This is a genomic window from Ruegeria sp. AF3, assembly GCF_056536285.1.
In genome coordinates, this window is record NZ_JBQFJM010000001.1 from 348158 (window position 1) to 371500 (window position 23343).

At 57.7% G+C, this 23343-nt stretch carries 22 protein-coding genes and 1 tRNA gene; 11 read left to right on the plus strand and 12 right to left on the minus strand.

Annotated elements, in window-relative coordinates; all coding sequences use genetic code 11:
* Positions 1 to 71 precede the first annotated feature (71 nt).
* Genes ACR3FC_RS01735 through ACR3FC_RS01745 form a run of 3 tightly spaced genes read left to right on the plus strand, consistent with a single transcriptional unit; the run spans position 72 to position 4160 of the window.
* Positions 72 to 719 carry an ABC transporter ATP-binding protein gene (locus ACR3FC_RS01735; RefSeq protein WP_480472909.1) on the plus strand — a complete coding sequence of 216 codons (648 nt, stop codon included), beginning with the start codon at positions 72 to 74 and terminating at the stop codon, positions 717 to 719.
* A complete protein-coding gene (locus tag ACR3FC_RS01740) occupies positions 716 to 3130 on the plus strand; it encodes an FtsX-like permease family protein (RefSeq protein ID WP_480472911.1) in 2415 nt (804 codons plus the stop codon). Before ACR3FC_RS01735 ends, ACR3FC_RS01740 begins: the two co-directional genes overlap by 4 nt.
* A complete protein-coding gene (locus ACR3FC_RS01745) occupies positions 3120 to 4160 on the plus strand; it encodes a lipocalin-like domain-containing protein (protein ID WP_480472913.1) in 1041 nt (346 codons plus the stop codon). The genes ACR3FC_RS01740 and ACR3FC_RS01745 overlap by 11 nt, the downstream gene beginning before the upstream one ends.
* Before the next feature lie 58 nt (positions 4161 to 4218).
* Here ACR3FC_RS01745 and ACR3FC_RS01750 read toward each other — a convergent pair whose 3' ends face one another.
* The 4 genes from ACR3FC_RS01750 to ACR3FC_RS01765 all read right to left on the minus strand — a co-directional run bounded on the left by ACR3FC_RS01750 (position 4219) and on the right by ACR3FC_RS01765 (position 8885).
* Positions 4219 to 4650 carry a universal stress protein gene (locus ACR3FC_RS01750; RefSeq protein ID WP_480472915.1) on the minus strand — a complete coding sequence of 144 codons (432 nt, stop codon included), beginning with the start codon at positions 4648 to 4650 and terminating at the stop codon, positions 4219 to 4221.
* Complete coding sequence (locus tag ACR3FC_RS01755) at positions 4647 to 7256, minus strand: TRAP transporter permease (protein WP_480472917.1); 2610 nt, start codon at positions 7254 to 7256, stop codon at positions 4647 to 4649. Before ACR3FC_RS01755 ends, ACR3FC_RS01750 begins: the two co-directional genes overlap by 4 nt.
* 108 nt (positions 7257 to 7364) lie before the next feature.
* Positions 7365 to 8333 carry a TAXI family TRAP transporter solute-binding subunit gene (locus ACR3FC_RS01760; protein ID WP_480472919.1) on the minus strand — a complete coding sequence of 323 codons (969 nt, stop codon included), beginning with the start codon at positions 8331 to 8333 and terminating at the stop codon, positions 7365 to 7367.
* 466 nt (positions 8334 to 8799) lie between these two features.
* Positions 8800 to 8885 (minus strand) — tRNA-Leu (locus tag ACR3FC_RS01765).
* Positions 8886 to 9030: 145 nt separating this feature from the next.
* Here ACR3FC_RS01765 and ACR3FC_RS01770 point away from each other — a divergent pair.
* Both ACR3FC_RS01770 and ACR3FC_RS01775 read left to right on the plus strand, forming a co-directional pair.
* Positions 9031 to 9609, plus strand: coding sequence for a YqaA family protein (locus tag ACR3FC_RS01770; RefSeq protein ID WP_480472921.1), 579 nt, complete (start codon positions 9031 to 9033; stop codon positions 9607 to 9609).
* A complete protein-coding gene (locus ACR3FC_RS01775) occupies positions 9606 to 10076 on the plus strand; it encodes a disulfide bond formation protein B (protein WP_480472923.1) in 471 nt (156 codons plus the stop codon). The genes ACR3FC_RS01770 and ACR3FC_RS01775 overlap by 4 nt, the downstream gene beginning before the upstream one ends.
* On the opposite strand, the gene ACR3FC_RS01780 is transcribed toward ACR3FC_RS01775, so the two are convergent.
* Entirely contained in the window at positions 10073 to 10660 is a 588-nt protein-coding gene (locus ACR3FC_RS01780) for an HNH endonuclease (protein WP_209503840.1), read from the minus strand. The genes ACR3FC_RS01775 and ACR3FC_RS01780 overlap by 4 nt on opposite strands.
* A 213-nt stretch (positions 10661 to 10873) precedes the next feature.
* On the opposite strand from ACR3FC_RS01780, the gene ACR3FC_RS01785 reads away from it, so the two are divergent.
* Together ACR3FC_RS01785 and ACR3FC_RS01790 are read left to right on the plus strand one after the other, a co-directional pair.
* The gene (locus ACR3FC_RS01785; protein WP_480476745.1) at positions 10874 to 11479 is read left to right on the plus strand and encodes an rRNA large subunit pseudouridine synthase E; all 606 of its coding nucleotides are present in this window, start codon (positions 10874 to 10876) and stop codon (positions 11477 to 11479) included.
* 32 nt (positions 11480 to 11511) lie between these two features.
* Complete coding sequence (locus ACR3FC_RS01790) at positions 11512 to 11937, plus strand: VOC family protein (protein ID WP_480472925.1); 426 nt, start codon at positions 11512 to 11514, stop codon at positions 11935 to 11937.
* Between the two features lie 43 nt (positions 11938 to 11980).
* Here the strand turns inward: ACR3FC_RS01790 and ACR3FC_RS01795 are convergent, their stop codons facing one another.
* Both ACR3FC_RS01795 and ACR3FC_RS01800 read right to left on the minus strand, forming a co-directional pair.
* Entirely contained in the window at positions 11981 to 12646 is a 666-nt protein-coding gene (locus tag ACR3FC_RS01795; RefSeq protein WP_480472927.1) for an alpha/beta hydrolase, read from the minus strand.
* Positions 12643 to 13275, minus strand: a complete 633-nt coding sequence (locus tag ACR3FC_RS01800; RefSeq protein ID WP_480472929.1) for a DNA-3-methyladenine glycosylase family protein — start codon at positions 13273 to 13275, stop codon at positions 12643 to 12645. The genes ACR3FC_RS01795 and ACR3FC_RS01800 overlap by 4 nt, the downstream gene beginning before the upstream one ends.
* 97 nt (positions 13276 to 13372) lie before the next feature.
* Here ACR3FC_RS01800 and ACR3FC_RS01805 point away from each other — a divergent pair, with 97 nt between their 5' ends.
* Positions 13373 to 14599 carry an MFS transporter gene (locus ACR3FC_RS01805; protein WP_480472931.1) on the plus strand — a complete coding sequence of 409 codons (1227 nt, stop codon included), beginning with the start codon at positions 13373 to 13375 and terminating at the stop codon, positions 14597 to 14599.
* Here ACR3FC_RS01805 and ACR3FC_RS01810 read toward each other — a convergent pair whose 3' ends face one another.
* From ACR3FC_RS01810 to cysS, 3 genes are read right to left on the minus strand one after another with little or no spacing between them, the layout of a single operon-like run.
* Positions 14600 to 15376 carry a squalene/phytoene synthase family protein gene (locus ACR3FC_RS01810; RefSeq protein ID WP_480476747.1) on the minus strand — a complete coding sequence of 259 codons (777 nt, stop codon included), beginning with the start codon at positions 15374 to 15376 and terminating at the stop codon, positions 14600 to 14602. It lies immediately after the preceding gene.
* 2 nt (positions 15377 to 15378) lie between these two features.
* Positions 15379 to 17013 (minus strand): citramalate synthase, encoded by a 1635-nt coding sequence (cimA, locus tag ACR3FC_RS01815; protein ID WP_480472933.1) that lies wholly within the window; start codon positions 17011 to 17013, stop codon positions 15379 to 15381.
* Complete coding sequence (gene cysS / locus ACR3FC_RS01820) at positions 17013 to 18410, minus strand: cysteine--tRNA ligase (protein ID WP_480472935.1); 1398 nt, start codon at positions 18408 to 18410, stop codon at positions 17013 to 17015. Before cysS ends, cimA begins: the two co-directional genes overlap by 1 nt.
* A 222-nt stretch (positions 18411 to 18632) precedes the next feature.
* On the opposite strand from cysS, the gene ACR3FC_RS01825 reads away from it, so the two are divergent.
* Both ACR3FC_RS01825 and ACR3FC_RS01830 read left to right on the plus strand, forming a co-directional pair.
* The gene (locus ACR3FC_RS01825; RefSeq protein WP_480472937.1) at positions 18633 to 18977 is read left to right on the plus strand and encodes an MmcQ/YjbR family DNA-binding protein; all 345 of its coding nucleotides are present in this window, start codon (positions 18633 to 18635) and stop codon (positions 18975 to 18977) included.
* A gap of 56 nt (positions 18978 to 19033) precedes the next feature.
* Positions 19034 to 20218, plus strand: a complete 1185-nt coding sequence (locus ACR3FC_RS01830) for a pyridoxal phosphate-dependent aminotransferase (RefSeq protein ID WP_480472939.1) — start codon at positions 19034 to 19036, stop codon at positions 20216 to 20218.
* A 6-nt stretch (positions 20219 to 20224) separates the two neighbouring features.
* Here ACR3FC_RS01830 and ACR3FC_RS01835 read toward each other — a convergent pair whose 3' ends face one another.
* Positions 20225 to 20743, minus strand: coding sequence for an outer membrane protein (locus ACR3FC_RS01835; protein WP_480472941.1), 519 nt, complete (start codon positions 20741 to 20743; stop codon positions 20225 to 20227).
* Positions 20744 to 21157: 414 nt separating this feature from the next.
* On the opposite strand from ACR3FC_RS01835, the gene ACR3FC_RS01840 reads away from it, so the two are divergent.
* Complete coding sequence (locus ACR3FC_RS01840) at positions 21158 to 22702, plus strand: trimethylamine methyltransferase family protein (protein WP_480472943.1); 1545 nt, start codon at positions 21158 to 21160, stop codon at positions 22700 to 22702.
* A gap of 52 nt (positions 22703 to 22754) precedes the next feature.
* Here the strand turns inward: ACR3FC_RS01840 and ACR3FC_RS01845 are convergent, their stop codons facing one another.
* Entirely contained in the window at positions 22755 to 23000 is a 246-nt protein-coding gene (locus tag ACR3FC_RS01845) for an EF-hand domain-containing protein (protein ID WP_480472945.1), read from the minus strand.
* Positions 23001 to 23343: the final 343 nt, after the last annotated feature.

Sequence of the window (23343 nt, forward strand, 5' to 3'; positions counted from 1 at the left end):
AGGAACCGGTGAAAGGTCTGCACTGGACAGTTGGGAAGTCCGGCGCACATCCTGTGCAAAAAGGGCGCTTCATGCTGTTGATCATCGACCGAGTTCAAAAGACTTATCCCGGCGGGCGGCCCGTTTTGCGCGACGTGTCTCTGACACTGGATCAGGGACAAACGCTTGCTCTGACCGGTGAAAGCGGCAGCGGTAAGAGCACCTTGCTGAATCTGGCCGCCGCCCTGGACAGTTTCGACAGAGGCGAGATTACGCTGGATGGCACGCCCCTGTCCCCTTTGGATGATGCGGGCCGGGCCGGGTTGCGGCGCAGAAAGGTTTCGCTTGTGTTCCAGCAGTTCAACCTGATCCCATCGCTGACCGTGGGGCAAAACCTGTCCTTTCATGCCCGCCTTGCAGGTACCGAAAATGCCCAATGGTCCGGGCAATTGGCAGACCGGCTTGGGCTTTCGGATCTGCTGGACCGCTACCCCGAAAGCTTGTCGGGCGGCCAGCAGCAGCGGGTGGCCATAGGACGGGCCATGGCCGCGCGCCCGAAACTGTTGCTGGCGGACGAGCCGACAGGCAATCTTGACGAAACCGCCAGCGCCAAAGTGCTGGACCTGATGCTGTCACTTGTGGCTGATACTGGTGCAGCTTTGCTGCTGGTGACGCATTCCCCGCAAATCGCGGCCCGTCTGGACACGCACCTACGCCTGAGCGGCGGGCGCATCCAATGACATTGGCCGTCGTCCAGGCCCTGCTGTCCCATTGGCGGGTGCATTGGTTGCAACTGGCAACGCTGCTGATCGGTATCGCCCTGGCAACTGGTTTGTGGTCCGCTGTACAGGCCATCAATGCCGAGGCCCGCGCCAGCTATTCCCGTGCCAACGCCCAACTGGCACTTGGGCAGTTTGACGAATTGCACGATCCAGCCGGTTTCATCGCCATGTCCCGTTATGTCGACCTGCGTCGCGCGGGGTGGCAGGTGGCCGCCGTACTGGAAGGCCCTTATCGGGTCGCTGGACGTACGTTGCGTTTGATGGGCGTGGATATGGTGGCCTATCCCGCCTTGCCCGCAATTACCGAGGCCCAGCAAAGCGGTGCGCCGCCCGACCCGGCGGACATATTGACTGCTCCGGGCCGCCTGCTGGTTTCGACAGAGTTGGAGCACTTGTTGCGCGGTCACGATACTCTGCCCCCGGTTCTCAGTACCTCAGCGCTGCCGCCGGATGTGATCCTGACGGATATCGGCGTTGCCGAACGTCTTCTGAATCAGCCCGGTTCAGTCTCGCGGCTCATTATTCTGCCCGATCAACCCCGCGGGCTTCAGCCCCTGACCACGATCGCGCCAGAGCTGGAACGCATCAGCCCGTCACAAAAGATCGACACTGCTCGGCTGACCGACAGTTTCCACCTGAACCTGTCAGCCTTTGGATTGCTGTCCTTTGCAGTCGGCCTTTTTATCGTGAACGGCACAGTCGGGCTGGCATTTGCCCAACGCAGGGGCATTATCCGCACGCTGCGGGCACTGGGTGTTTCGATGCGATTACTGGTCTGGCTGATCCTTGCCGAGCTGACATTTCTGGCCTTGATCGGTGGGCTCGTCGGGTTGCTTTTGGGCTTCTTTCTGGCCGGAGCACTTCTGCCCGATGTCGCGGCCACGTTGCGTGGCCTTTACGGCGCACCAGTAACAGGGCAACTGACGCTGCAACTGGAATGGTTTTTGGCTGGGATTGCCATGGCAGTCTTTGGCACATTGCTGGCCAGCGGCCACGCATTGTGGCGCCTGTCGCGTATGCCCCTGCTGACAAGTCCGGGCGTTCAAGCGTGGCGGGGCGACCCCCGTGCGCGCCATCTTGCAGCGGCATTCGGATTGGTGATGATCCTGGGTGGCGGTTTGGCCTATGTCAGTTTCGGGGGGCTGATCGCCGGGTTTGCCCTGTTGGCTGGCTTGCTGACCGGTGCAGCGCTGATGCTGCCTGCGCTTTTGTCAGTAATGCTTTCATTCTGCGCCAGCACAGCGCGGGGGCCTATTGCCCAATGGGTCTGGGCGGATATGCGGGCACAACTGCCCGGATTGTCACTTGCCCTGATGGCCCTGTTGCTGGCTTTGGCAGCGAATGTCGGCGTAGGCACGATGGTGTCCAGCTTCCGGCTGACATTCGTCGGGTGGCTTGACCAGCGCCTGACGTCAGAACTCTACCTAACTGCCAGCGACGACGATCAGGGGCAGGAGATTACCGACTGGCTGCGCCCTCAGGTCGAAGCCATTCTGCCAATCCGAAATGTGGAATTGTCGCACGAAACGGGGCCTCTGTTTCTTTACGGTGTCGTGGATGATCCGGTCTATCGGCAGAACTGGCCAGTGATCACCTCAAGCCCGAATGCATGGGATGACGTCATGGCCGGACGTGCGGTTCTGATCAACGAGCAACTGGCCCGGCGTGCCGATCTCTGGCCCGGCGGTGCTTTGGCCTTATCGCCGGACCACATCCTGACCATCGCCGGGGTCTATTCGGATTATGGGAATCCGACCGGGCAAGCCATCGTCTCGATGGACCAACTGAACCAGATCGCTCCGGGTACGGAGGCCCGCCGTTTTGGCATTCGTCTAAACCCCGAAAACGCAACCGAAATGGCGCAAACCTTGAGGGAACGGTTCAACCTTCCACGTCAGGCTGTCGTACAGCAAGCTGCAATGAAGGCGCAGTCGCTGTCGATATTTGAGAAGACTTTTGTCGTGACCTCGGCCTTGAATGTGCTGACCCTCGGCGTGGCGGGATTTGCCATTCTCACCAGTCTTCTGACCCTGTGGACCCAGCGCCTGCCACAGATCGCACCGGTCTGGGCGCTGGGGCTGAACAGGGCGCAACTTGCAGGGCTGGAACTGTTGCGCAGCCTATTGCTGGCGGCATTGACCGCCTGTCTGGCGTTGCCACTTGGGCTTGTTCTGGCATGGGTTCTGCTGACGGTGATCAACGTTCAGGCTTTTGGTTGGCGCCTGCCGATGTTCGTCTTCCCCTGGGATTGGCTGTGGCTGTTTCTACTGACCCTTCTTGCTGCCCTGCTTGCCGCCGCCCTGCCCGCGCTACGGATGCTGCGCCTGCCACCCGCCGATCTACTGAAAGTGTTCGCCAATGAACGTTAGGACCCTACTAATCCTGCTTATGTGGCTCTACCCGATACCGCTTTGGGCGCAGGGCTATGCAGGTCTAGGCGGAACCGCTGAAGGTTTTGAAGTGCCGGCAGCCGGGTATGAATTTGATTTCCCAAAGGATCACGGCCCCCACCCGGCCTACCGCATCGAATGGTGGTATCTGACCGCCAATCTCCAAGGGGACGACGGCCTGGACTATGGCATTCAATGGACCCTGTTCCGGTCAGCCCTGAAACCCTATGACAGCGACGGGTGGCAAAGCCCGCAACTTTGGATGGGTCATGCTGCTGTTACGACCCCCAAGGATCATTTTTTTACCGAGCGATTGTCACGCGGGGGGATTGGCCAGGCCGGTGTAACCGCACAACCGTTTGAGGCCTGGATTGATGAATGGCGCATGGCCGGATCGGATTTGGACAGCCTGTCACTGACGGCCAATGGTGATGAATTCGGCTATGATCTTTCACTGACTGCGCAAGGGCCATTGGTATTTCACGGCGACGCGGGCTATTCGGTTAAATCCGCCGATAGACAGGCAAGTTACTATTACTCGCAGCCCTTTTACACAGTCGAAGGCGTGCTGCATTTGCCGGATGGCGAGGTGCAGGTAACCGGTCAGGGGTGGCTGGATCGGGAATGGTCCTCACAACCCTTGGCGGCGGATCAAAGGGGCTGGGATTGGTTCTCGCTCAGTTTTGAGGGAGGCGATAAGCTGATGGCTTTTCGCCTGCGCGGGGATCGAGGCGATTTCACCTCGGCCACCTGGATCAATTCTGACGGCAGTACTGAGGCCATCCCCAACGGTACAATCGGCCTTTTGCCGCTGAGTACCGACGAGGTTGCCGGACGCAATATCCCGACACACTGGCAAGTCGACCTAGCGGATCGGGGCATAGATATTCAGGTCTCAGCCCTGACACCTGATGCGTGGATGGGTACCAGTTTCGAATACTGGGAAGGCCCTGTCACCGTAAACGGCAGCCATAAAGGCGTTGGCTATCTTGAGATGACAGGTTACTGAACCAACCCGACTTTTCTCTACGACCGGCGACGCGATCTTTTGCGCGCTGGAAAATCAGTCAGCGAACCACATAAACTGAGACGTTGGAATGCCGCACCACACGCGCCGCATTCGGACCAAGCAGATAGTCTTTGAAATCCGGCCTATGCGCGCCGATCACAATCAGGTCGGAACCGGCACTTTCGGCGGTTTTCAGGATCTCCTGATAGGCTGTGCCTGTCGCGACTACATGGCGGATGCTTTCATTGCGCTCTGCCCCCAATGCGGAAATGCACAGCGCCGTCAGTTTGGCTCGCGCCTCGGCCAACGCCTTGTCGTGAAAACCTGATTCAAAAAACCCGGACACCCAGCTTTCCCCGAAATCGGGCAGCACAGTCACGACATCCAACTGTGCCCCTTCCAGATCCGCCAAAGCAGCGGCTTTTTGCAGGACCGGAGCATCAATCTCGCCATTGCTGATATCAATGGCACACAGAACAGAACGTGTCATGCGGGCACCCCTTGTCTGGCGGCACGGCCGCGTTGCAGGAACGCGATAAGACCCAAGAGGATCATCGCTGGGATATACACCAGCTGCTTGGGCAGCTGGTCGGACGGCAAGCTGACCGACGTCAGGCGTACGGGTTCATCGCCATAGTAGTCAAAGATGGCCAGATCGTCGGCCACCGGCGCGCCGAACAGCGGCTCGTCAAGCTTGACCAGCCCGTCCTCGGGAACCAGCAGCAGGCCCATCGCCTCGACCCGTGCGGCCCCTCCTTCTTCGTCGCCCACAGTAACAACAACGGTTGTGTCCACCATTTCAAGCGTATCGTAATCGGGGCCTGCGACCACTAGGCGGACATCCGTTCCCGGCGGTGTCTGACCAATGGTCTCTTCAAATGCAGCGGGTTCAACCGATTCGAACGGAGGCGAGATGCGATCCATGAAATAGTCCGGTCGGAACAGGGCAAATGCCACCAGAACGAGCGCGACACTTTCATAGATACGGCTGCGGGTCAGGAAATACCCCATCGTACCCGCCGTAAAGACCAGAATCGCTATGGTCGCGAAAACGGCCACAGTGATCCCCTCAAGCCATGTAACGTCGATCAAAAGAAGATCAGTGTTGAAGATGAACACAAAAGGCAGTGCCACGGTGCGCAGGCTGTAGAAGAATGCTGTGAAGCCGGTTTTGATTGCATCACCGCCTGATACAGCGGCAGCGGCGAAACTGGCCAGACCCACCGGTGGCGTCACATCCGCCATGATCCCGAAGTAGAAGACGAACAGGTGCACGGCAATCAACGGCACGATAAGTCCGCTCTGCGCCCCCAGTTCAACGACCACTCCGGCCATCAACGAGCTGACAACGATATAATTCGCCGTGGTCGGCAGGCCCATGCCCAGAATCAGGCTCAGCAGGCCAACCATGATCAGCATCAGGATAAGATTGCCGCCCGACAGGAACTCGACCAGATCAGCCATAACCTGACCAACACCCGTCAAGGTCACGGTACCCACGATCACGCCCGCAGTTGCAGTTGCCAGTGCGATACCGATCATGTTCCGCGCTCCGTCAATCAGACCTTGCCACAGGTCAGCGACACCGTCGACGAAGGTACTGATTAAACTGCTCTGCCCCCGGAAAAGCGCCTTGAGCGGTTTCTGCGTCAGCAGGATTACGAACAGCAATGCGGTTGCCCAGAAGGCCGACAGCCCCGGTGATTTCTGTTCGATCATCAGGAAGTAAACCAGAACGACGATCGGCAAAAGGTGGTGCAAACCTGCCTTGTAGATATCTGCGACAACCGGCAGCGTGACTTCCTTTGCATTCGGATCGTCAGGCTCAAGGTCCGGCACTTGTGCCGCCAGAAAAAGCAATCCGACATAAACCGCGCAGACGATCAGGCTCAGCACAAGGCCCGCCGCGGACGGAATCAAGCTTGTTACAGCATCAACCGGGAATTGCGAGCCATAGCAAAGTCCTGCAAACACCAGGAAGAAGGCCAGCATACCCACAACGGTTCGCGCCAGATGCACGTCTCGGTCACCCAAGGTTGGCATGTTCCGCTTCACCGCTTCCAAATGCACAATATAGACCAGTGCGATGTAAGAAATCGCCGCTGGCAGGAAGGCGTGGGTGATCACCTCGACATATGAGATGCCCACATATTCCACCATCAGGAACGCCGCAGCACCCATTACAGGCGGCATGATCTGACCGTTCACGGAACTTGCAACTTCGACCGACCCCGCCTGTTCGCTGGAAAAGCCAACGCGCTTCATCAACGGAATGGTGAACGTACCGGTGGTAACAACGTTGGCAATCGACGAACCCGAGATCAGGCCAGTTGCCGCAGACCCCACAACGGCCGCCTTGGCAGGGCCGCCCCGCAGGTGACCCAGAGCGCCAAAGGCCATTTTTATGAAGTAGTTCCCTGCCCCAGCCTTATCGAGTAGCGCGCCAAACAGCACGAACAGGAATACGAATTTCGTAGAAACACCCAGCGCGATGCCAAACACGCCTTCGGACGTGATCCACATATGGCTCATGGCCTTTTTCAGGCTCGCACCTTTCCACTGGATCACTTCGGGGACCCAGGAAGACGATCCAAAGAACACATAGGCCAGGAAAACCGTGGCTATGATCGCCATTGCTGGACCAAGTGCGCGGCGCGCGGCCTCAAACAGCAACAGCAGCCCCAACAAAGCCACCCATTTGTCGATGTCATCGGCCAGCAGGCCATTATTGACCAGTTTCTCATAGAAGATGTAGCCGTACAGCGCGATACCCGCGCCCAAAACGCCCATGACCCAGTCCTGAACAGGGACATAATTGCGCGGGCTGGATTTCAGCGCCGGATAGGCCGCAAACGCCAGAAAGATCGCAAAGGCCAGATGGATCTGGCGTGAATTATTCACCACGCTTCCGGGCAGCAGGTAATTCGACAAGGGAGAGGCCAGAACGATCTGATATACCGACCACAAAACGGCAACAATCGCCAGAAACAGCCCCACATTTCCAGCGGGATTTCGCGCCCCTGCATCGGATGAGGCGACAAGGTCCTGAAGCTCTTCTTCCGAGAGTGGGCGATTGCCCTGTGTATCGGAACTCATGTGAAATCTCTCCGTCCTGCGGCCTTGGATTCTTTGGCCCTCTTGTCCCCGGTTTATCCCGGATGTGAACCGGGGCGCCGCAAAAGGACGCCCCGTGTAAAGTCTGGCTTACTGAATCCAGCCTTTTTCTTTGTAGTACTTTTCGGCGCCCGGATGCAGCGGAGCGGACAGGCCGTCCGAAATCATCTCCTCGGGCTTGAGATTGGCAAATGCCGGGTGCAGCTTTTTGAAGTCTTCGAAGTTTTCAAAGACCGAGCTTACAACCGCATAGACAGCATCGTCCGACACATCCGCCGAAGTCACGAAGGTCGCGCCCACGCCAAAGGTGGTGGTGTCATTGTCCGAACCCCGGTACATGCCACCCGGGATAGTCGCAGTGCGGTAGTATGAGTTGTTGTCGATCAGACCCTGAATCGCATCACCGGTGACGTTCACCAGAACAGAATCGCAGGCTGTCGTAGCTTCCTGAATCGAACCCGACGGGTGACCCACGGTGTAGATCATCGCATCCAGTTGGTTGTCACAAAGCGCAGCCGACTGCTCAGCTGCTTTCAGCTCGGACGCCAATTCGAAATCATCGACGGTCCAGCCCAACGCTTCCAGAACCACATCCATGGTGCCACGTTGGCCAGAACCCGGGTTACCGATGTTCACACGCTTGCCCTTGAGGTCTTCAAAGCTGGAAATACCGGCATCCGCGCGGGCCACAACGGTGAAGGGCTCGGGGTGGACCGAGAACACCGCACGCAGCTTTTCGAAGGGACCTGCCTCTTCAAATTTCGAGGTGCCGTTATACGCGTGATACTGCCAGTCGGACTGGGCAACACCGAATTCCAGCTCGCCTTCGCGAATGGTGTTGATGTTGTAGACCGAGCCACCGGTCGATTCGACCGAGCAGCGCACACCGTGTTCTTTCCGACCCTTGTTCACCAGACGGCAGATCGCGCCACCTGTCGGATAGTAAACACCGGTCACGCCGCCAGTACCAATTGTAATGAACTCTTCGGCATAGGCCGCCGGAGCCAACATGGCTGCGGTTACAAACGCGCCGAGGCTCAATTTGCTGCTGTTTTTCATTTCAGAACTCCCACATTTTTTGTCTGGCAGTTGGAATTCAAATCAATCACCCTGCTCATGAGTCCGTGCCGATAAAAAAAATCGGCCCGCTTCACAGCAGATGCAACCTGTTGAATTTTCCAGTTTCTCCCAACCCCCTTGAGGGTTCATCCAGATGCATTCAATGTCAAGGCCAGCGCCAGCCTGACTTGCTCCATTCCGCATATATGAGCGTAAGTTTTGAATTTTCCCCTCTGGCACACAGGAAAACCCGCCAGATCAGTCTTCCGGAACTTTACTGTCCTTTTCTGTTCAGGTCGGTTCGACAGCAGGACGTATTCGGTGCCCCTGTATTAGCATGAGACTGATAACAGAGGACTGAAAAGAACGAGACCAGATCGAAAAGTGAGAGTTAAGTGTGCGAGCACGCAATAAGCCCAAAAAGAAAAAACAGGAAGCAGGTTCCCCTAACCCCCTGTTTTTACTTTGGTACCCAAGGCCGGACTCGAACCGGCACGGTATCACTACCGGGGGATTTTGAATCCCCTGCGTCTACCATTCCGCCACTTGGGCCACGGACACTGGATTAGCGCCCATCCGAGGGAAGGTCCAGAGGCAAAAATCATCCAATAATCCATTTGTTTCGACCGCGATGGTTGACGGGCCGTCAGGTGCGTGGTTTGGCTTTCCGGGGCCGAGAACGGGATTTGAGTGCTTAATGTTGCGATCACTTTATGACTGGACAATTCGTCTGGCGGAACACCCTCATGCGCTGTGGGCGCTGGCTGTTGTGGCCTTTGTCGAAAGTTCGTTCTTTCCGATTCCCCCCGACGTTCTGATGATTCCGATGATCCTTGCGCGCCCGTCGCGCGCCTGGCTGATTGCAACTGTTGCTCTGGTGGCTTCGGTTCTGGGCGGGATGCTGGGCTATGCGATTGGTGCGTTTTTCTATGAAAGTCTGGGGCAGCCCATTCTTGAATCCATGGGCAAGGCCCATGCGATGGAAGAATTCAACACACGCTTCAACGATTTCGGGTTCTGGGCGGTCCTGGCCGCCGGAGTGACGCCTTTCCCGTACAAGGTCATCACCATCATGTCCGGCTGGACAGGAATGCCGCTTGGGACATTCATCGCAACGTCGATACTGGCACGTGCGCTCAGATTCTTCCTTGTTGCGGCGCTGCTTTGGGGCTTTGGCGAGCCGATCCGTGAATTTATTGAAAAACGCTTGGGGCTGATGTTCACCTTGTTCATCGTCCTCCTGTTTGGCGGCTTCCTGGTGGTGAAATACCTATGACGAGACGTTCACAACTTATCGCACTGGCAAGTCTTGGGTCCCTGGCCCTTCTGCTGGCAGCTTTTGGCTTTCAATATCTGGGCGGCCTTGCCCCCTGTAAAATGTGTATCTGGCAGCGCTACCCGCATGGGGTCGCAATCGCGATTGGCGTTTTGGCGCTGGCCTTGCCAAGACTGAGCATCCTGCCGCTATGTGGCGCGATGGCAGCGGCTGTCACTTCGGGTATTGGGTTTTACCACGCCGGCGTTGAACAAGGATGGTGGGAAGGTCCGACCAGTTGCACATCCGGCAGCATCAGTGGGATGTCGAATGACGACCTGTTCGACCAGATTATGTCAGCGCCTTTGGTTCGCTGCGACGATATCCCGTGGGAAATGTTCAACATCTCGATGGCCGGATGGAATGCCATTGCCTCGGCTGTTCTGGTACTGATCTGGCTCGCGGCGTGGCGGGCAAGCAAGGCCTAGAATTCGTCCAGCTCAGCATCCCAATACAGAAAATCGATCCAGCTTTCGTGTAAGTGATTGGGCGGAAACTTCCGACCAACATTGCGCAGTGCTTCGGCGTCAGGCTGACGGGGCGGCTTTCGCAGGCTCATTCCTGCCTGACGCAGCGATTTCGACCCTTTGCGCAGGTTGCACGGGCTGCACGCCGCCACAACGTTCTGCCAACTGGTCACCCCACCGGCGGCGCGTGGCACCACATGATCAAAGGTCAAATCACCGCGGCTGCCACAGTACTGGCACCGGAACTCGTCCCTCAGAAACAAATTAAAGCGCGTGAAGGCCACGCGCTTTCTGGGTTTTACATAGTCTTTCAGAACAACGACCGAAGGTATTCGGATCTGAGTACTTGGGCTGCGAACCACTTCGTCGTATTCGGCCACGATGTCGACGCGATCCAGCCAGGCGGCCTTGATCGCTTCCTGCCAGGGCCACAGGGACAACGGGTAATAAGACAGGGGGCGATAATCGGCGTTCAAAACCAATGCCGGATGATGCTTCAGCGCACCAGGCTCCCTGACAAATTCGGTCCTGAAGTCTCCGTCCATATCAGAATCGCTCCTCGCTCTGCTCTGCCCGTTTTTGACATCAGAGCGGGGAACACCCGCCCCGGCCTTAGTATAACTATATATCGTGTTAATACTCTGACAAGCCCTGATTTTCCACAATATGTCGCAAACTGGGTAATGCGAATCCGTAACAAGCGCATGACAGTTATCCACAGCTTGCGCGGGACGCACTCTTCGGGGTATGCGCGGGTCATGTCCTGGTTCATTCGCTTCAACAAACCTTATGATGTGCTGCCGCAGTTCACCGACCGCGACAATGGGGATACTCCGCGCAGTACACTGTCCGATTTCATCGATCTGCCCGGGGTTTATCCCGCCGGTCGGTTGGATCGTGACAGCGAAGGTTTGATGCTGCTGACTGACCACGGCAAGTTGCAGGCGCAGATATCGGATCCCAAGCACAAGATGGCAAAAACCTATTGGGTTCAGGTCGAAGGCATCCCGGACGAAACCGCCCTGAAAGCGCTGCGAAACGGCGTCGAGTTGAAAGACGGCCTGACCCGTCCGGCGAAGGTGCGCCAGATCGACGAGCCAGACGACCTGTGGCCCCGCACCCCACCAATCCGCGAACGCGAGACAGTTCCAGACAGTTGGATAGAACTGTCCATACGCGAGGGCAAAAACCGTCAGGTGCGTCGAATGACGGCCGCCGTGGGCCTGCCGACCCTGCGCCTGATCCGTTATAGAATCGGAGACTGGACTCTGGACGATCTGGAACCGGGCCAGTGGGACAGCCTGCCCATGCCATCCCTGAACACCACACCGCAACGAAAACGCGACCGTCGACCGCGCCGGTGACATACCCTGCCCTGATCTGCTAAACTTAAGTCATGAAACTAACTCCCGGAATACCGGCCCCTTCGGCGATTCTGGAAGCGTCGCTTTATGTCGATGATCTGGACGCAGCAGAACAGTTTTACGGCGAAGTACTGGGCCTGAAACGCATTCAGCGTGTCGCCGACCGCCACGTGTTTTACCGAATTGGCGGATCGGTCCTGCTGATCTTTAACCCGGAACAGACGGAACAGCCGCCCCTCAACCCGGACATGCCCGTTCCGCCACATGGCGCCCGTGGTGCCGGGCATGTGTGTCTTGTACTGACCCGTGATGAAATCGCGGTAATGCGCAAGCACCTTCTGGACTGGAATGTCCCCGTAGACGCAGAATTTGACTGGCCCGGAGGCGCACGATCTTTGTACGTGCGCGACCCGGCCGGAAACTCAGTCGAGTTTGCGGAAGCGCATCTTTGGTCTTAATCCGATGCGAAACGACAGTGTTCTGCTGATTTAATCTTACCGGCTAAAGGCTCAGCTTGTCGCGCATGAAGGCCAGGGCCACACTCAGCCCGTCCGGGGCGATGCCGTGCCCGGTGCCCTTCATGACATGAGCGTAGACCTCTTTGAAACCGGCGGATTGCAGGGCCTCCGCCGCTTCGGGCAAGGATTGCGGCGGGACGACGTCGTCGGCGTCGCCATGCACCAGCAATACCGGCATCCGGCTGACAGTTTCGTCTGCCAGAAGGTCCGCCTCTAGCAAACGGCCTGAGAAAGCGACAATTCCGGCCACGGGGTCTTCGCGGCGGGGCGCGACATACAAGCTCATCATTGTGCCCTGGCTAAAACCAAACAGGACAACCTGTTCGGGCAGAACGTCTTCATCCACCATCAGCGCATCCAGAAAGGCATTAAAGTCCTCGACCGCCATTTCCATGCCCCTGCGCGCTTCTTCCTCAGACGACCCGTCAATCCAGGGAATCGGAAACCACTGAAAGCCATTGGGCATTCCGGGGATCTGCTCGGGCGCGTCCGGGGCCACGAACAATGTGTCGGGCAGATGTTCACCCAGCGGGTCGGCCAAACCCAGCAGATCGGCACCGTTTGCGCCATAGCCATGCACGAACACCACAACCGAGCGCGTGTCGCCCGAAACAGGCTCTTTCCGGAGCGCATTCAAAACCCGTGTCATCTGATCCCTTCTCTTTGCTTTGCAACCCGGTAATAGGCCCACAGCACCCGCGCCGCAACCGAGCGCCAGGGCGACCAGGCCTCGGCCATCTTGCGCAGTTCTCTATCCGTTGGGCGATAGGGCAGGTCATAGAGGATGCGCGCGGCCTCTTGCAGCGCCAGGTCGCCGGGGGCGATCACGTCAGCGCGACCAAGTGAGAACATGGCGTATATTTCCGCAGTCCATACGCCGATGCCTGGCACTTGCGTCAGCGTGGTCACAACCCCCGCATCAGGAACATCACGTAACGCTTTGTAATCTATACGCGCTTCTGCCAACGCCTTTGCATATCGGATCTTCTGACGACTTAGCCCTACGGCCCGCAGATCGTCATCCGTTGCCCACATGATCTTACGCGGACCTGTCAGTTTGGCGTCTTGCAGGCGTTGCCATATTGCATTGGCCGAAGCCACGCTGACCTGTTGGCTGACAATGGCACTCAGCAGCTGCGCGAACCCGTCAGGACGGCGACGTAGCGGCAATGGGCCAATCTGTTCCATTGCATAGGCCATGCGTGGGCAGCTCCGGGCCAGCCATTCAGCCCCTTCCGCCACACAACCCGGCGTTTCGATGATGCGGCCAACGGGCATGTAGTCCCCCTGCTCAGTTGTTACTGGCACGTTAGGCGCATGTGCCGCAGATGCAACCGGGTTGTGCCGCAAACACTTAGCCGATACCCATTCCGCCATGACCATGATCTCGACACTTCCTAATGACCGTCAGGCCAAACGCAACGTTGCTGTCTTAGTGGCGGCACAGGCCATTCTGGGCGCGCAGATGCCAATGATGTTCATCGTCGGAGGGCTGGCCGGTCAGTCGCTGGCGACCAATCCCTGCCTGGCGACATTGCCCATTTCACTGATTGTTCTGGGATCGATGCTGGCGGCCACGCCAATTTCGGCCATCATGCAAAAATGGGGGCGTCGCGTTGGGTTCTTTGTTGGCGCGACATCCGGTGCGTTGGGCGGGTTGATCGGGGCCTATGGCCTGTTTCTTGGCTCTTTCCCCGTCTTCCTTATCGGCAGCCTGTTAACAGGCATCTACATGAGCGCGCACGGGTTCTATCGCTTTGCAGCAGCAGACACCGCATCAGACGATTACCGCCCCAAAGCGATTTCCTATGTCATGGCTGGTGGACTGGCGGCTGCCATCATTGGCCCGCAAATCGTAAAACTCACATCCGAAGCCTATGTCATCCCTTTTCTGGGCACCTATCTGGCTGTCATTGGGATCAATGTTCTGGGGTCCGCCCTGTTCTTCTTCCTTGATATTCCAACACCTGCAAAACCCACCGGCTCCGAGCCCAAGGGGCGGTCGCGACTGGAATTACTGAAAACACCTCGCATCGCCGTGGCCATCATATGTGCCATGGTATCTTACGCGCTGATGAACCTTGTGATGACGTCAACGCCGTTGGCCGTGGTTGGTTGTGGTTACTCGGCCAATGACGCGGCGGACATCGTTACCAGCCACGTGCTTGCCATGTATGTGCCCAGTTTCTTCACCGGTCACCTGATCGCCCGGTTTGGTATCGAAAGGATTGTTGCGCTGGGTCTGGCGATTCTTGCAACTGCTGGCCTGGTCGCCTTGCAGGGCGTTGAATTGGGGAACTTTTTCGTTGCCCTCATTCTTCTGGGTGTTGGGTGGAACTTTGGCTTTATCGGCGCGACCACGATGCTGGCCGCATCGCATGAGCCGCCGGAACGCGGCCGGATGCAGGGCCTTAACGACTTGCTGGTGTTTGGCGGAGTGACTATGGCCTCGCTGGCTTCGGGTGGATTGATGAACTGCTCGGGTGGGTCCCCGGTCGAAGGGTGGACAGCAGTCAACCTTGCAATGATCCCATTGCTGACACTGGCAGGCGGGGCCCTGTTGTGGCTGGTTCTGCGACCGGCCGACCCGGAACGGGCCTGATCACCAGCGCCCGCTGCCCACAGCCCACATCAAGGACAATCGCTGCTGTATTTCTCCCGGTACCAGAGCACCGGAGGCAACACGTTCGGGTCGGGCTATGGCTTGCTTCAATATCCGTTCGGCCAACCACCCGGAATATAATGCCGACCGTGCCTCAACCGAAATATCAGCCCGATGCGATCTGGCTTTGTACAGACGATTCAATGCGGCCCCGGCCAAGGCACGCACCCCTTCAGAGGTGCCGTCCAGCAACGGTATCCGCCCGCGTCTTTCCAGTTCAGGAATAGCCCTCAGCCAGTTCGCCACCCCGACCGCATATCCAAAGTCACGCAACGCTGGTTCATCCGCTGCCCCCAGCGCCTGAGCGGATGCAACAAACAATGAACCCGTACTGTGATCGATATAGGCGTCAAAGTGTTCCTGATCTTCGAACGGGTCATGGTATATATCCCAACGCCTTACGGCCACATATTCATCCAAAACGCCTGCCAGATGGGGCGAAAGAACCCGTGACAAGGGTGTTACCACCTCGTGCCGCCGTACGGTTGCCCCTTCAGCAATTTCCTGTAGCGCGTCACGCCACCATTGCAGCCTCATCTCGGCGATCATCGGCTCTTGCGTCACCCAGGGTGCGCGGGCAACTTCGACGTTCAGCGCGTAAATTGGGAACAGGACCGCACGGTCTGCAACCGGTGCAGCCATCGCTGCGCGGAAACGATCTGGATCAGCCCGTTGCACAAGTTCCGCGCAGGCCTTGACGTCTTGGTCAAAGACCAAGCTCACTCGGCTGCTGCCTTTTTCGGATCACAATCGCGCACCAGTTTCCATTGAATCGCATCCAGAAGCGCCTCGAAAGACGCATCGACTATATTCGCGCTGACGCCCACGGTGGACCAGCGCCGCCCCTGCCCGTCTTCGCTGTCGATGATGACACGCGTGACCGCTTCGGTGCCGCCTTGCGTAATCCGCACCTTGAAGTCGACCAGACGCATATCTGACAACACCTGTGAATACTGGCCCAGATCCTTGGCCAAGGCTTTGGCTAAGGCGTTCACCGGCCCCCTGTCGCTGCCTGACTCGTCCATGGATTCGCTGACAGACAGCTTCTTTTCACCATCCACTCTTACTACAACAACGGCCTCGGACAGGCTGACCATCTTGTTGTATTTGTTCTTACGCCGTTCAACGGTGACTTTGTAACGCTTGACCTCGAAGAACTCAGGCAATTGACCCAGCTCTTCCCGCGCCAGCAGTTCAAAACTGGCCTGAGCGGTGTCATAGGAATATCCATCCGCCTCGCGGGCCTTTATCTGGTCAAGGATGCGGCCAAGTGCGGGGTCACCTGCCTCAACACGCAAACCAGCCTCGGTCAAACGCTTGCGCAGGTTTGACTGACCAGCTTGGTTCGACATCGGAATGATGCGGGCGTTCCCGACGCTTGCGGGGTCCACATGCTCATATGTCGATGGGTCCTTGAGGATCGCGCTGGCGTGCAGTCCGGCCTTATGTGCAAAAGCCGACGCCCCGACATAAGCCGCCTGCTTGCTGGGCACCCGATTCAGGACATCATCCAGCATCCGGCTGATCCGGGTCAAACCAGCCAAAGCCTCACGGCTGACACCAATATCAAACTGCGACGCATAGGGTTCCTTCAACAACAGCGTCGGGATCAAAGCGGTCAGGTTCGCATTGCCGCAACGTTCGCCCAAACCATTCAATGTACCCTGAATCTGCCGTGCACCGGCCTCAACAGCAGCCAGAGAACAGGCAACGGCATTTTCGGTATCGTTATGGGTGTGAATGCCCAGCCGATCACCGGGCAGCCCGGCTGCGATCACCTCGGATACAATCCGCCCGACCTCGGACGGCAAAGCGCCACCATTTGTGTCGCACAGGACAACCCACCGCGCGCCAGCCTCAAGCGCTGCGCGACAAACATCCACGGCATATTCCGGATTGTCCTTGTAGCCGTCAAAGAAATGTTCCGCATCAAACAGCGCTTCTCGCCCCTGCGCGACGATATGCGCGACCGAGGCGCGCACGTTTTCCGTGTTCTCTTCCAGTGAAATACCAAGCGCGTGGGTGACGTGATAATCATGCGACTTGCCGACCAGACAAACAGCCTGCGTTCCCGCATTCATCACGGCTGCCAGCACATCGTCATTCTCGGCTGATCGTCCTGCGCGTTTGGTCATGCCGAACGCCGTCAACCGGGCCGCGGTCTTTGGGGCCACCTCGAAAAACGCGCTATCGGTCGGGTTGGCGCCGGGCCAACCGCCTTCGATGTAATCCACGCCCAAAGTGTCCAGCGCCTGCGCGATCTGCACTTTTTCTGCGGTCGAAAACTGCACGCCCTGCGTTTGCTGCCCATCGCGCAGGGTTGTGTCGTAGAGGTAGAGGCGTTCCTTAGCCATCAGACCTCCTCCAGCTTGGCAGCATCAAAACCGGCGCCGGGCACCAGTTCGACACTGTCCTTGCTCATTCGAACCTCAAGCCCCGCCGCTACATATGCTGCCTTCAAGCGATCAACTTCTGAGAAGTCCTTGCTTTGCATCGCGATTTCGCGTGCCTTCGCTAAACGGTCCGCATGAGAGGTCAAATCGACAGATGCGGTATCTGCCCAGTCGCTCATCTCAGGTAAAAGCAAACCCAGCAGTTGCGCACTGGCCAGCAGACCTGCGGCGTCACCGTCTGAAGCCAGACGATAAAGCTCGCTCATGGCACCTGCCGTATTCAGATCGTCACTTAGTGCTGCGATGACTTCAGGTGCCGCGCTGGCTGCGGGCTCGATGCCCGCTGTCAGCGCCCGCCACTTGCGCAGCGTCGCCTCGGCCTCACGCGCCTTCTTCTCGGTCCAATCCATTGGCTTGCGATAATGCGTCTGCAGAAAGACGAAGCGGATTACCTCGCCCGGCACACCCTGCTCCAACAGATCATGCACGGTAAAGAAATTGCCCAGCGATTTGGACATCTTCTTGCCCTCAACCTGCAACATCTCGTTGTGCATCCAGACCCGCGCGAACTCCCCATGCGGGTGAGCGCATTTGCTCTGGGCGATCTCGTTTTCATGATGCGGGAACATCAGGTCATTGCCACCACCATGGATATCAAAGCTCTCGCCCAGCAATTCATAGCTCATGGCCGAGCATTCGATGTGCCAGCCCGGACGTCCCCGGCCCCACGGGCTGTCCCAGCCCGGGAGATCATCAGTCGAAGGCTTCCACAACACGAAATCCATCGGGTTTTTCTTGTATGGCGCGACCTCGACCCGCGCGCCCGCAATCATGTCATCGACCGACCGGCCAGACAGTTTGCCATAGCTATCTTTCCAGCTGTCGACCGCGAACAGAACATGACCTTCGGCGGCATAGGCGTGACCCTTGGCAATCAGGTCTTCGATCATCGCGATCATCTGGGCGATATACTGGGTCGCGCGTGGCATCTGGTTGGGTTCCAACGCTCCCAACGCGCCCATGTCGTGCAAGTACCAATCGATGGTCTCGTCCGACCGCTCCTGCACCAATTGCTCAAGCGTGCCTTCTGCGCCCGCCTGTTTGCGCGCCAATGCCGTTGCGTTGATCTTGTCGTCCACGTCGGTGAAGTTGCGCACATAGGTCACGTGATCTGCGCCGTAGACGTGACGCAACAGGCGGTAGAGCACATCGAACACAACCACCGGGCGGGCATTACCCAAATGGGCACGATCATAGACCGTTGGGCCACAGACATACATCCGCACGTTTTCAGGATCGATCGGTACGAAGTCTTCCTTCGTCCGCGTCCGTGTGTTGTGCAGCTTGATCGTCGTCATCGGTCGGGCTCCTAAGAAACAGCAAAGGCTTGCGCGTTGGCGCGGGCTTAGCAACTTGTCTCAGGGATGAAAACGAAAGAAACCGGCCCGCTTGATAAATCAGCAGGTAATGCAGCAGATAATAATGATGCAGGTCACCGGGTTCATGGGACATCGGTTAGCATGGGATCATTCGCAAGCCAAGTGTTGAGTTTGCCATACCCGTTCGGCACAGTGCCGAACATGGACCGAGATTTCGTCAATTCCATCTGCAAAACGCTGCCCGGCGCTGAACTGTCCGATCCCTGGGGCGGTGGCCATGACGCCTGGAAAATTGGTGGCAAAATGTTCGCCTGTATCGGGATCGCAAATGACGGTGTTTCCGTAAAAACGCCCGATATCGAAACGGCGCAGATGCTGATAGACACTGGGATCGGCGTAAAAGCCCCCTATTTCCACCGCAGCTGGGTGCGTCTTCCGTTTGACACCGGTGCAGACGAAATGCGCCATCGTTTGACTGTGTCCTATGACCTTGTCCGCGCATCATTGACCAAAAAACTTCAGGCCTCGATAGCGCCGCGAAGCTGATTGACAAACGCCTGCCGCTCTGTCCCATTCAGCGCAGAGTAACCGAGGCCCTTGTCATGGAATTGTCCAAGCGCATCACGCAGATCACCGGCGGCAGCGACGGGTGGGAGGTGTTCAATCGGGCCCGACGGATGCTGAATGAAGGGCATGCCGTGACAGAATTGACAATCGGCGAGCATGACGTTCGTACCGACCCGTCGATCCGGCACGCTATGGACCTGTCGGCCCGCAACGGTCACACCGGTTATGCTACGGTGCCCGGAACAGATTTGCTGCGCGATACGGTTGCTGCCCGGGTTCAGTCCCGCACAGGTATCCCAACGACGCGTAACAATGTACTGATCACGCCCGGTGGGCAGTCCGCCCTTTTCGCCGCGCATATGGCGGTGTGCGATCCCGGCGACACCGGGCTGTATCTGGACCCGTATTATGCCACCTACCCCGGAACGATTCGCGGTGCCGGGGCCATTGCCCGCGCTGTTCGAACCACCGCAGAAGATGCATTTCAACCGCGCGCAGATTTGATTGATGCAGCGGCGGAAGGCGCGGTTTCGCTGTTGATCAACACACCGAACAACCCGACCGGAGTGGTGTATTCCCGTCAGTCACTTGAAGCCATTGCCGATGTTTGCCAACGCCGTGACCTGTGGCTGATATCAGACGAAGTCTATGACACCCAGATCTGGGAGGGCGAGCACCTGTCTGCCCGCGCGCTGCCCGGAATGGCCGACCGTACCTTGGTGGTTGGATCAATGTCCAAATCTCATGCCATGACCGGGTCCCGATGCGGGTGGATCGTTGGTCCGGAATACATGATCCGTCACCTGATAGATCTGGCTACTCATACAACCTATGGCGTACCGGGGTTCATTCAGGATGCGGCCAGCTTTGCACTGACCGCAGGACACGAACTTGAAAACAAGATCGCCGCGCCGTTCCGTCGCCGCCGTTCATTGGCGATGGACGTATTAGCGGCACAGAACACAGTGGGGCTCGTCCCGGCGCAGGGTTCTATGTATCTGATGCTGGATGTACGGGCGACCGGGCTGACGGGTGAAGGGTTTGCGAACGCCCTTTTGGACACTCATGCGATTGCGGTCATGCCGGGCGAAAGCTTTGGCAAGGCCGCAGCGGGGCACATTCGGGTTGCGATGACCGTGGATGATGAGAAGTTTGTCAGTTCCTTGAGAACCCTGTGCATGTTTTCAACGCAGCTCGCCAAGCGACACGCGGCTGAATAGCCGCATTCAAAACCGAAACGTCGTACGCAGGTTGAAAACACTGGTGTCCAGACTGCCGCTGGACCGGGTGACATCGTCGAAATTCTGCCGCAATGCTTCACCGCTGATGACGAAATTCTCGCCAATCGGATAGGCCAATCCGATTCCGTAAACCGCGGCTGTGTCACTGTCGACCGATGTATCAGCCCGCGCTGCGCCTACGACCACGTACCCCAAAGCGTTACCGAAATCATATCCACCACGCAATTTCAAGCTGGTCATGCTGTCGAGACTGCCCTGAGACTGTCCGAGGTTCAGGGACAGCCGATTATACTCCAACTCACCGCCCAGAACGAAATTCCCAAAGTCCCGGTCATAGCCCAGATGCGCACCAAAGGCCGTATCATCGCCATTCGCACCACCCGGACCATCGGCATCTGCAAATCCAAAACTGAAACCGGCATACCCGCCAGTCCAATCCTCCGCCGCAACAGGGTTAGCGCCGGCGATAAATATCGCAACAACAAGGACGGAAATAGGGTTCATAGTCGGGTTCAATGCAACACCGCTCTGGTTTCGATCAGAGGTATGACTTCAATTCAATCTGTGACCTGCTGCTCACAATTCAACTCCGCGCAGCAGACCTTGGAAGTAAGTGAATGCAGTATAACAGATTTCTTCCAAAACGGGCGAAAATCTCGGCGTTTGGTTCTCTGACCCCATAAGCCGTGAGAATTGTCCATATGAATAATCATCAAAGGTCGCAAATAGAACAGATTGTGTCGCCGCGTTTTGGAATTGTCGCGCAAGATGTTGAGGGGCAAAATGGCAGACGATGACTGGAAAATCAGCCTGATCAGCCGCACTATTGGGGCGGATCGCGGGCGTGCCGCACGAGGACGGCCGTAAAGGTGTGCTTGCAGACACCTTAAGACATCACTCAACGACCGGATTCTTGAAATGAACGACCAACCCCGCAATTCTTCGCGCAGTGGCGGCCGCGCCGCGCGCCGTGCTGCCCGTGCAACCGCACTGCCTGAGCACCTGCGACCTGTCCGCCCCGGAATGGAAGGTGGCGTCCTGAATGTACTGACACAGGCGCAGATCGAACGCATCCACGAAGCAGCACTTACCGCGCTTGAAACCATTGGCCTGGCGGATGCCCCGCAAAGTGGCATTGACTATCTGGTCGGTGCGGGCTGCACCTTGGGTGACGATGGCCGTATCCGTTTCCCACGTGCCCTTGTCGAGGACACGATTGCTAAGGCGAACCGCTCAGTCACTTTGTACAGCCGGGATGGAAACACCGATCTGGAATTGTCGGGCACCAAAGTGCACTACGGTACGGCCGGGGCCGCCGTGTCCATGGTCGACGTCCACGGTCGGGAATATCGCCATTCCACCGTGCAAGATCTGCACGATGCCGCGCGAATCTGCCAACAGCTTGATAACATTCACTTTGTGCAGCGGCCAATGGTCTGTCGTGACATCGCGGACAACCTCGAAATGGACCTCAACACAATTTACGCCTGTTGTTCTGGGTCCTTCAAACATGTCGGGACATCCTTCACCGAACCAAGCCACGTCGCACCGGCGATGGAGATGATCTATATGATTGCGGGCGGTGAAAACAAATTTCGCGAGCGCCCCTTCGTTTCGAACTCGAACTGCTTTGTTGTTCCTCCAATGAAATTCGCAACCGAAAGCTGCGAAGTGATGGAAGCATGCATCAAGGCCGGTATGCCTGTCTTGTTGCTATCTGCCGGTATGGCCGGTGCCACAGCGCCGTCGACCATCGCCGGTGCGATCACGCAAGCAACTGCGGAATGCCTGGCGGGATTGGTTTATGTTAATGCCGTAAGTCCCGGTGCCCCGGCGATTTTCGGCACCTGGCCCTTTGGTCTGGACCTGCGGACCGGTGCCATGTCGATTGGTTCAGGGGAACAGGCCCTTCTGACTGCCGGATGCGCCCAGATGCACCGGTTCTATGACTTGCCGGGCGGAGCTGCGGCTGGCGCATCGGATTCGAAACTGCCCGATATGCAGGCCGGCTGGGAACAGATGTGTTCGAACGTCATGGCAGGTCTATCCGGTCTGAACATGGTGTATGAGGCGGCCGGGATGCATGCCTCGTTGCTGGGGTTCTGCCTGGAAAGCCTAATCCTCAGCGATGATCTGATCGGACAGGCGCAACGCTGTGTACGCGGGATCGAGGTGACGGATGACACGCTGGCACTGGATCAAATGGCGGCGGTATGCATGGGCGGCCCAGGCCACTATCTGGGAACTGACGCAACGCTGAGCCGGATGCAGTCAGATTACGTCTATCCAACATTCGGAGATCGCTCCTCGCCGAAAGAGTGGGTGGAGCTTGGCAAGCCCGATCTGGTGGAAAAAGCCGTAGCCCGGAAAGAGGAAATCCTTTCCACCCCTTCCCCTGCAAGGTTCGACCCGGTTCTGGACGCCGAGATTCGGAAAAAATTCAAAATCCATCTTCCCGCCTAAGGTGATGGAAAAGGCGGCCCGAAATGGATCGGGCCGCCTGTTCATTCGATGCCTACCCGTCGCTGGGCGGCAGCAATCCTGCCTCCTGCGCGATCGCGACCTCGTCTGCATCCAACGCTCCGTCACCATTGGCATCCATGGCCGAGAAAGTGTCAGCGTTGATTTCCGGTACGACTGCCTGAATTTCCTCGATGGTCAAAAGACCATCACCGTTGGTATCGGCTGAGGATTGGGCCGAAGCAACGCCGGGCAAGCCCAGAACGGCCACGGAAAGCCCGATCAAATAATGCGATTTCATTTCAGTGCCTCCTGAAAGGTGTGTTTGTGTTTACGTCCGGACAGCGCCCAGAAGCACATGGACACCCCGGCGCGTCACGCGCTTTGGTAGAACTTCGTGATTTCACGCCAATCTTCGCGTGTTTGCCCGAGTCGGGTTTGCGGCCCTCCGCCTGAAGAAGGCGGCAAAACCTGTATCGGCGGCTCTTGCCCGACAGGACCACCTCAATCCGGCAATGTGGCGCTTATCCGGGACGACTCGGCGGGTAAAAAGAAAGGGGGCCGAAGCCCCCTGTCAGTTTCGCCTTCCAGGCTCATTTCGTTGACCGCCCGGTGTTTTTTTGCCTGCGGCCTGGACTGCGCAT

Excerpts from the sequence above, each read along its gene's own strand:
- ACR3FC_RS01735 (WP_480472909.1), top strand. The coding sequence starts at position 72 with ATGCTGTTGATCATCGACCGAGTTCAAAAGACTTATCCCGGCGGGCGG.
- ACR3FC_RS01805 (WP_480472931.1), top strand. The coding sequence starts at position 13,373 with ATGACCATGATCTCGACACTTCCTAATGACCGTCAGGCCAAACGCAAC.
- ACR3FC_RS01845 (WP_480472945.1), bottom strand. The coding sequence starts at position 23,000 with ATGAAATCGCATTATTTGATCGGGCTTTCCGTGGCCGTTCTGGGCTTG.
- ACR3FC_RS01785 (WP_480476745.1), top strand. The coding sequence starts at position 10,874 with ATGTCCTGGTTCATTCGCTTCAACAAACCTTATGATGTGCTGCCGCAG.
- ACR3FC_RS01780 (WP_209503840.1), bottom strand. The coding sequence starts at position 10,660 with ATGGACGGAGACTTCAGGACCGAATTTGTCAGGGAGCCTGGTGCGCTG.
- ACR3FC_RS01755 (WP_480472917.1), bottom strand. The coding sequence starts at position 7,256 with ATGAGTTCCGATACACAGGGCAATCGCCCACTCTCGGAAGAAGAGCTT.
- ACR3FC_RS01830 (WP_480472939.1), top strand. The coding sequence starts at position 19,034 with ATGGAATTGTCCAAGCGCATCACGCAGATCACCGGCGGCAGCGACGGG.
- cysS (WP_480472935.1), bottom strand. The coding sequence starts at position 18,410 with ATGACGACGATCAAGCTGCACAACACACGGACGCGGACGAAGGAAGAC.
- ACR3FC_RS01835 (WP_480472941.1), bottom strand. The coding sequence starts at position 20,743 with ATGAACCCTATTTCCGTCCTTGTTGTTGCGATATTTATCGCCGGCGCT.
- ACR3FC_RS01775 (WP_480472923.1), top strand. The coding sequence starts at position 9,606 with ATGACGAGACGTTCACAACTTATCGCACTGGCAAGTCTTGGGTCCCTG.
- ACR3FC_RS01750 (WP_480472915.1), bottom strand. The coding sequence starts at position 4,650 with ATGACACGTTCTGTTCTGTGTGCCATTGATATCAGCAATGGCGAGATT.
- ACR3FC_RS01795 (WP_480472927.1), bottom strand. The coding sequence starts at position 12,646 with ATGACACGGGTTTTGAATGCGCTCCGGAAAGAGCCTGTTTCGGGCGAC.
- ACR3FC_RS01840 (WP_480472943.1), top strand. The coding sequence starts at position 21,158 with ATGAACGACCAACCCCGCAATTCTTCGCGCAGTGGCGGCCGCGCCGCG.
- ACR3FC_RS01770 (WP_480472921.1), top strand. The coding sequence starts at position 9,031 with ATGTTGCGATCACTTTATGACTGGACAATTCGTCTGGCGGAACACCCT.
- ACR3FC_RS01760 (WP_480472919.1), bottom strand. The coding sequence starts at position 8,333 with ATGAAAAACAGCAGCAAATTGAGCCTCGGCGCGTTTGTAACCGCAGCC.
- ACR3FC_RS01825 (WP_480472937.1), top strand. The coding sequence starts at position 18,633 with ATGGACCGAGATTTCGTCAATTCCATCTGCAAAACGCTGCCCGGCGCT.
- ACR3FC_RS01740 (WP_480472911.1), top strand. The coding sequence starts at position 716 with ATGACATTGGCCGTCGTCCAGGCCCTGCTGTCCCATTGGCGGGTGCAT.
- cimA (WP_480472933.1), bottom strand. The coding sequence starts at position 17,013 with ATGGCTAAGGAACGCCTCTACCTCTACGACACAACCCTGCGCGATGGG.
- ACR3FC_RS01745 (WP_480472913.1), top strand. The coding sequence starts at position 3,120 with ATGAACGTTAGGACCCTACTAATCCTGCTTATGTGGCTCTACCCGATA.
- ACR3FC_RS01790 (WP_480472925.1), top strand. The coding sequence starts at position 11,512 with ATGAAACTAACTCCCGGAATACCGGCCCCTTCGGCGATTCTGGAAGCG.
- ACR3FC_RS01800 (WP_480472929.1), bottom strand. The coding sequence starts at position 13,275 with ATGCCCGTTGGCCGCATCATCGAAACGCCGGGTTGTGTGGCGGAAGGG.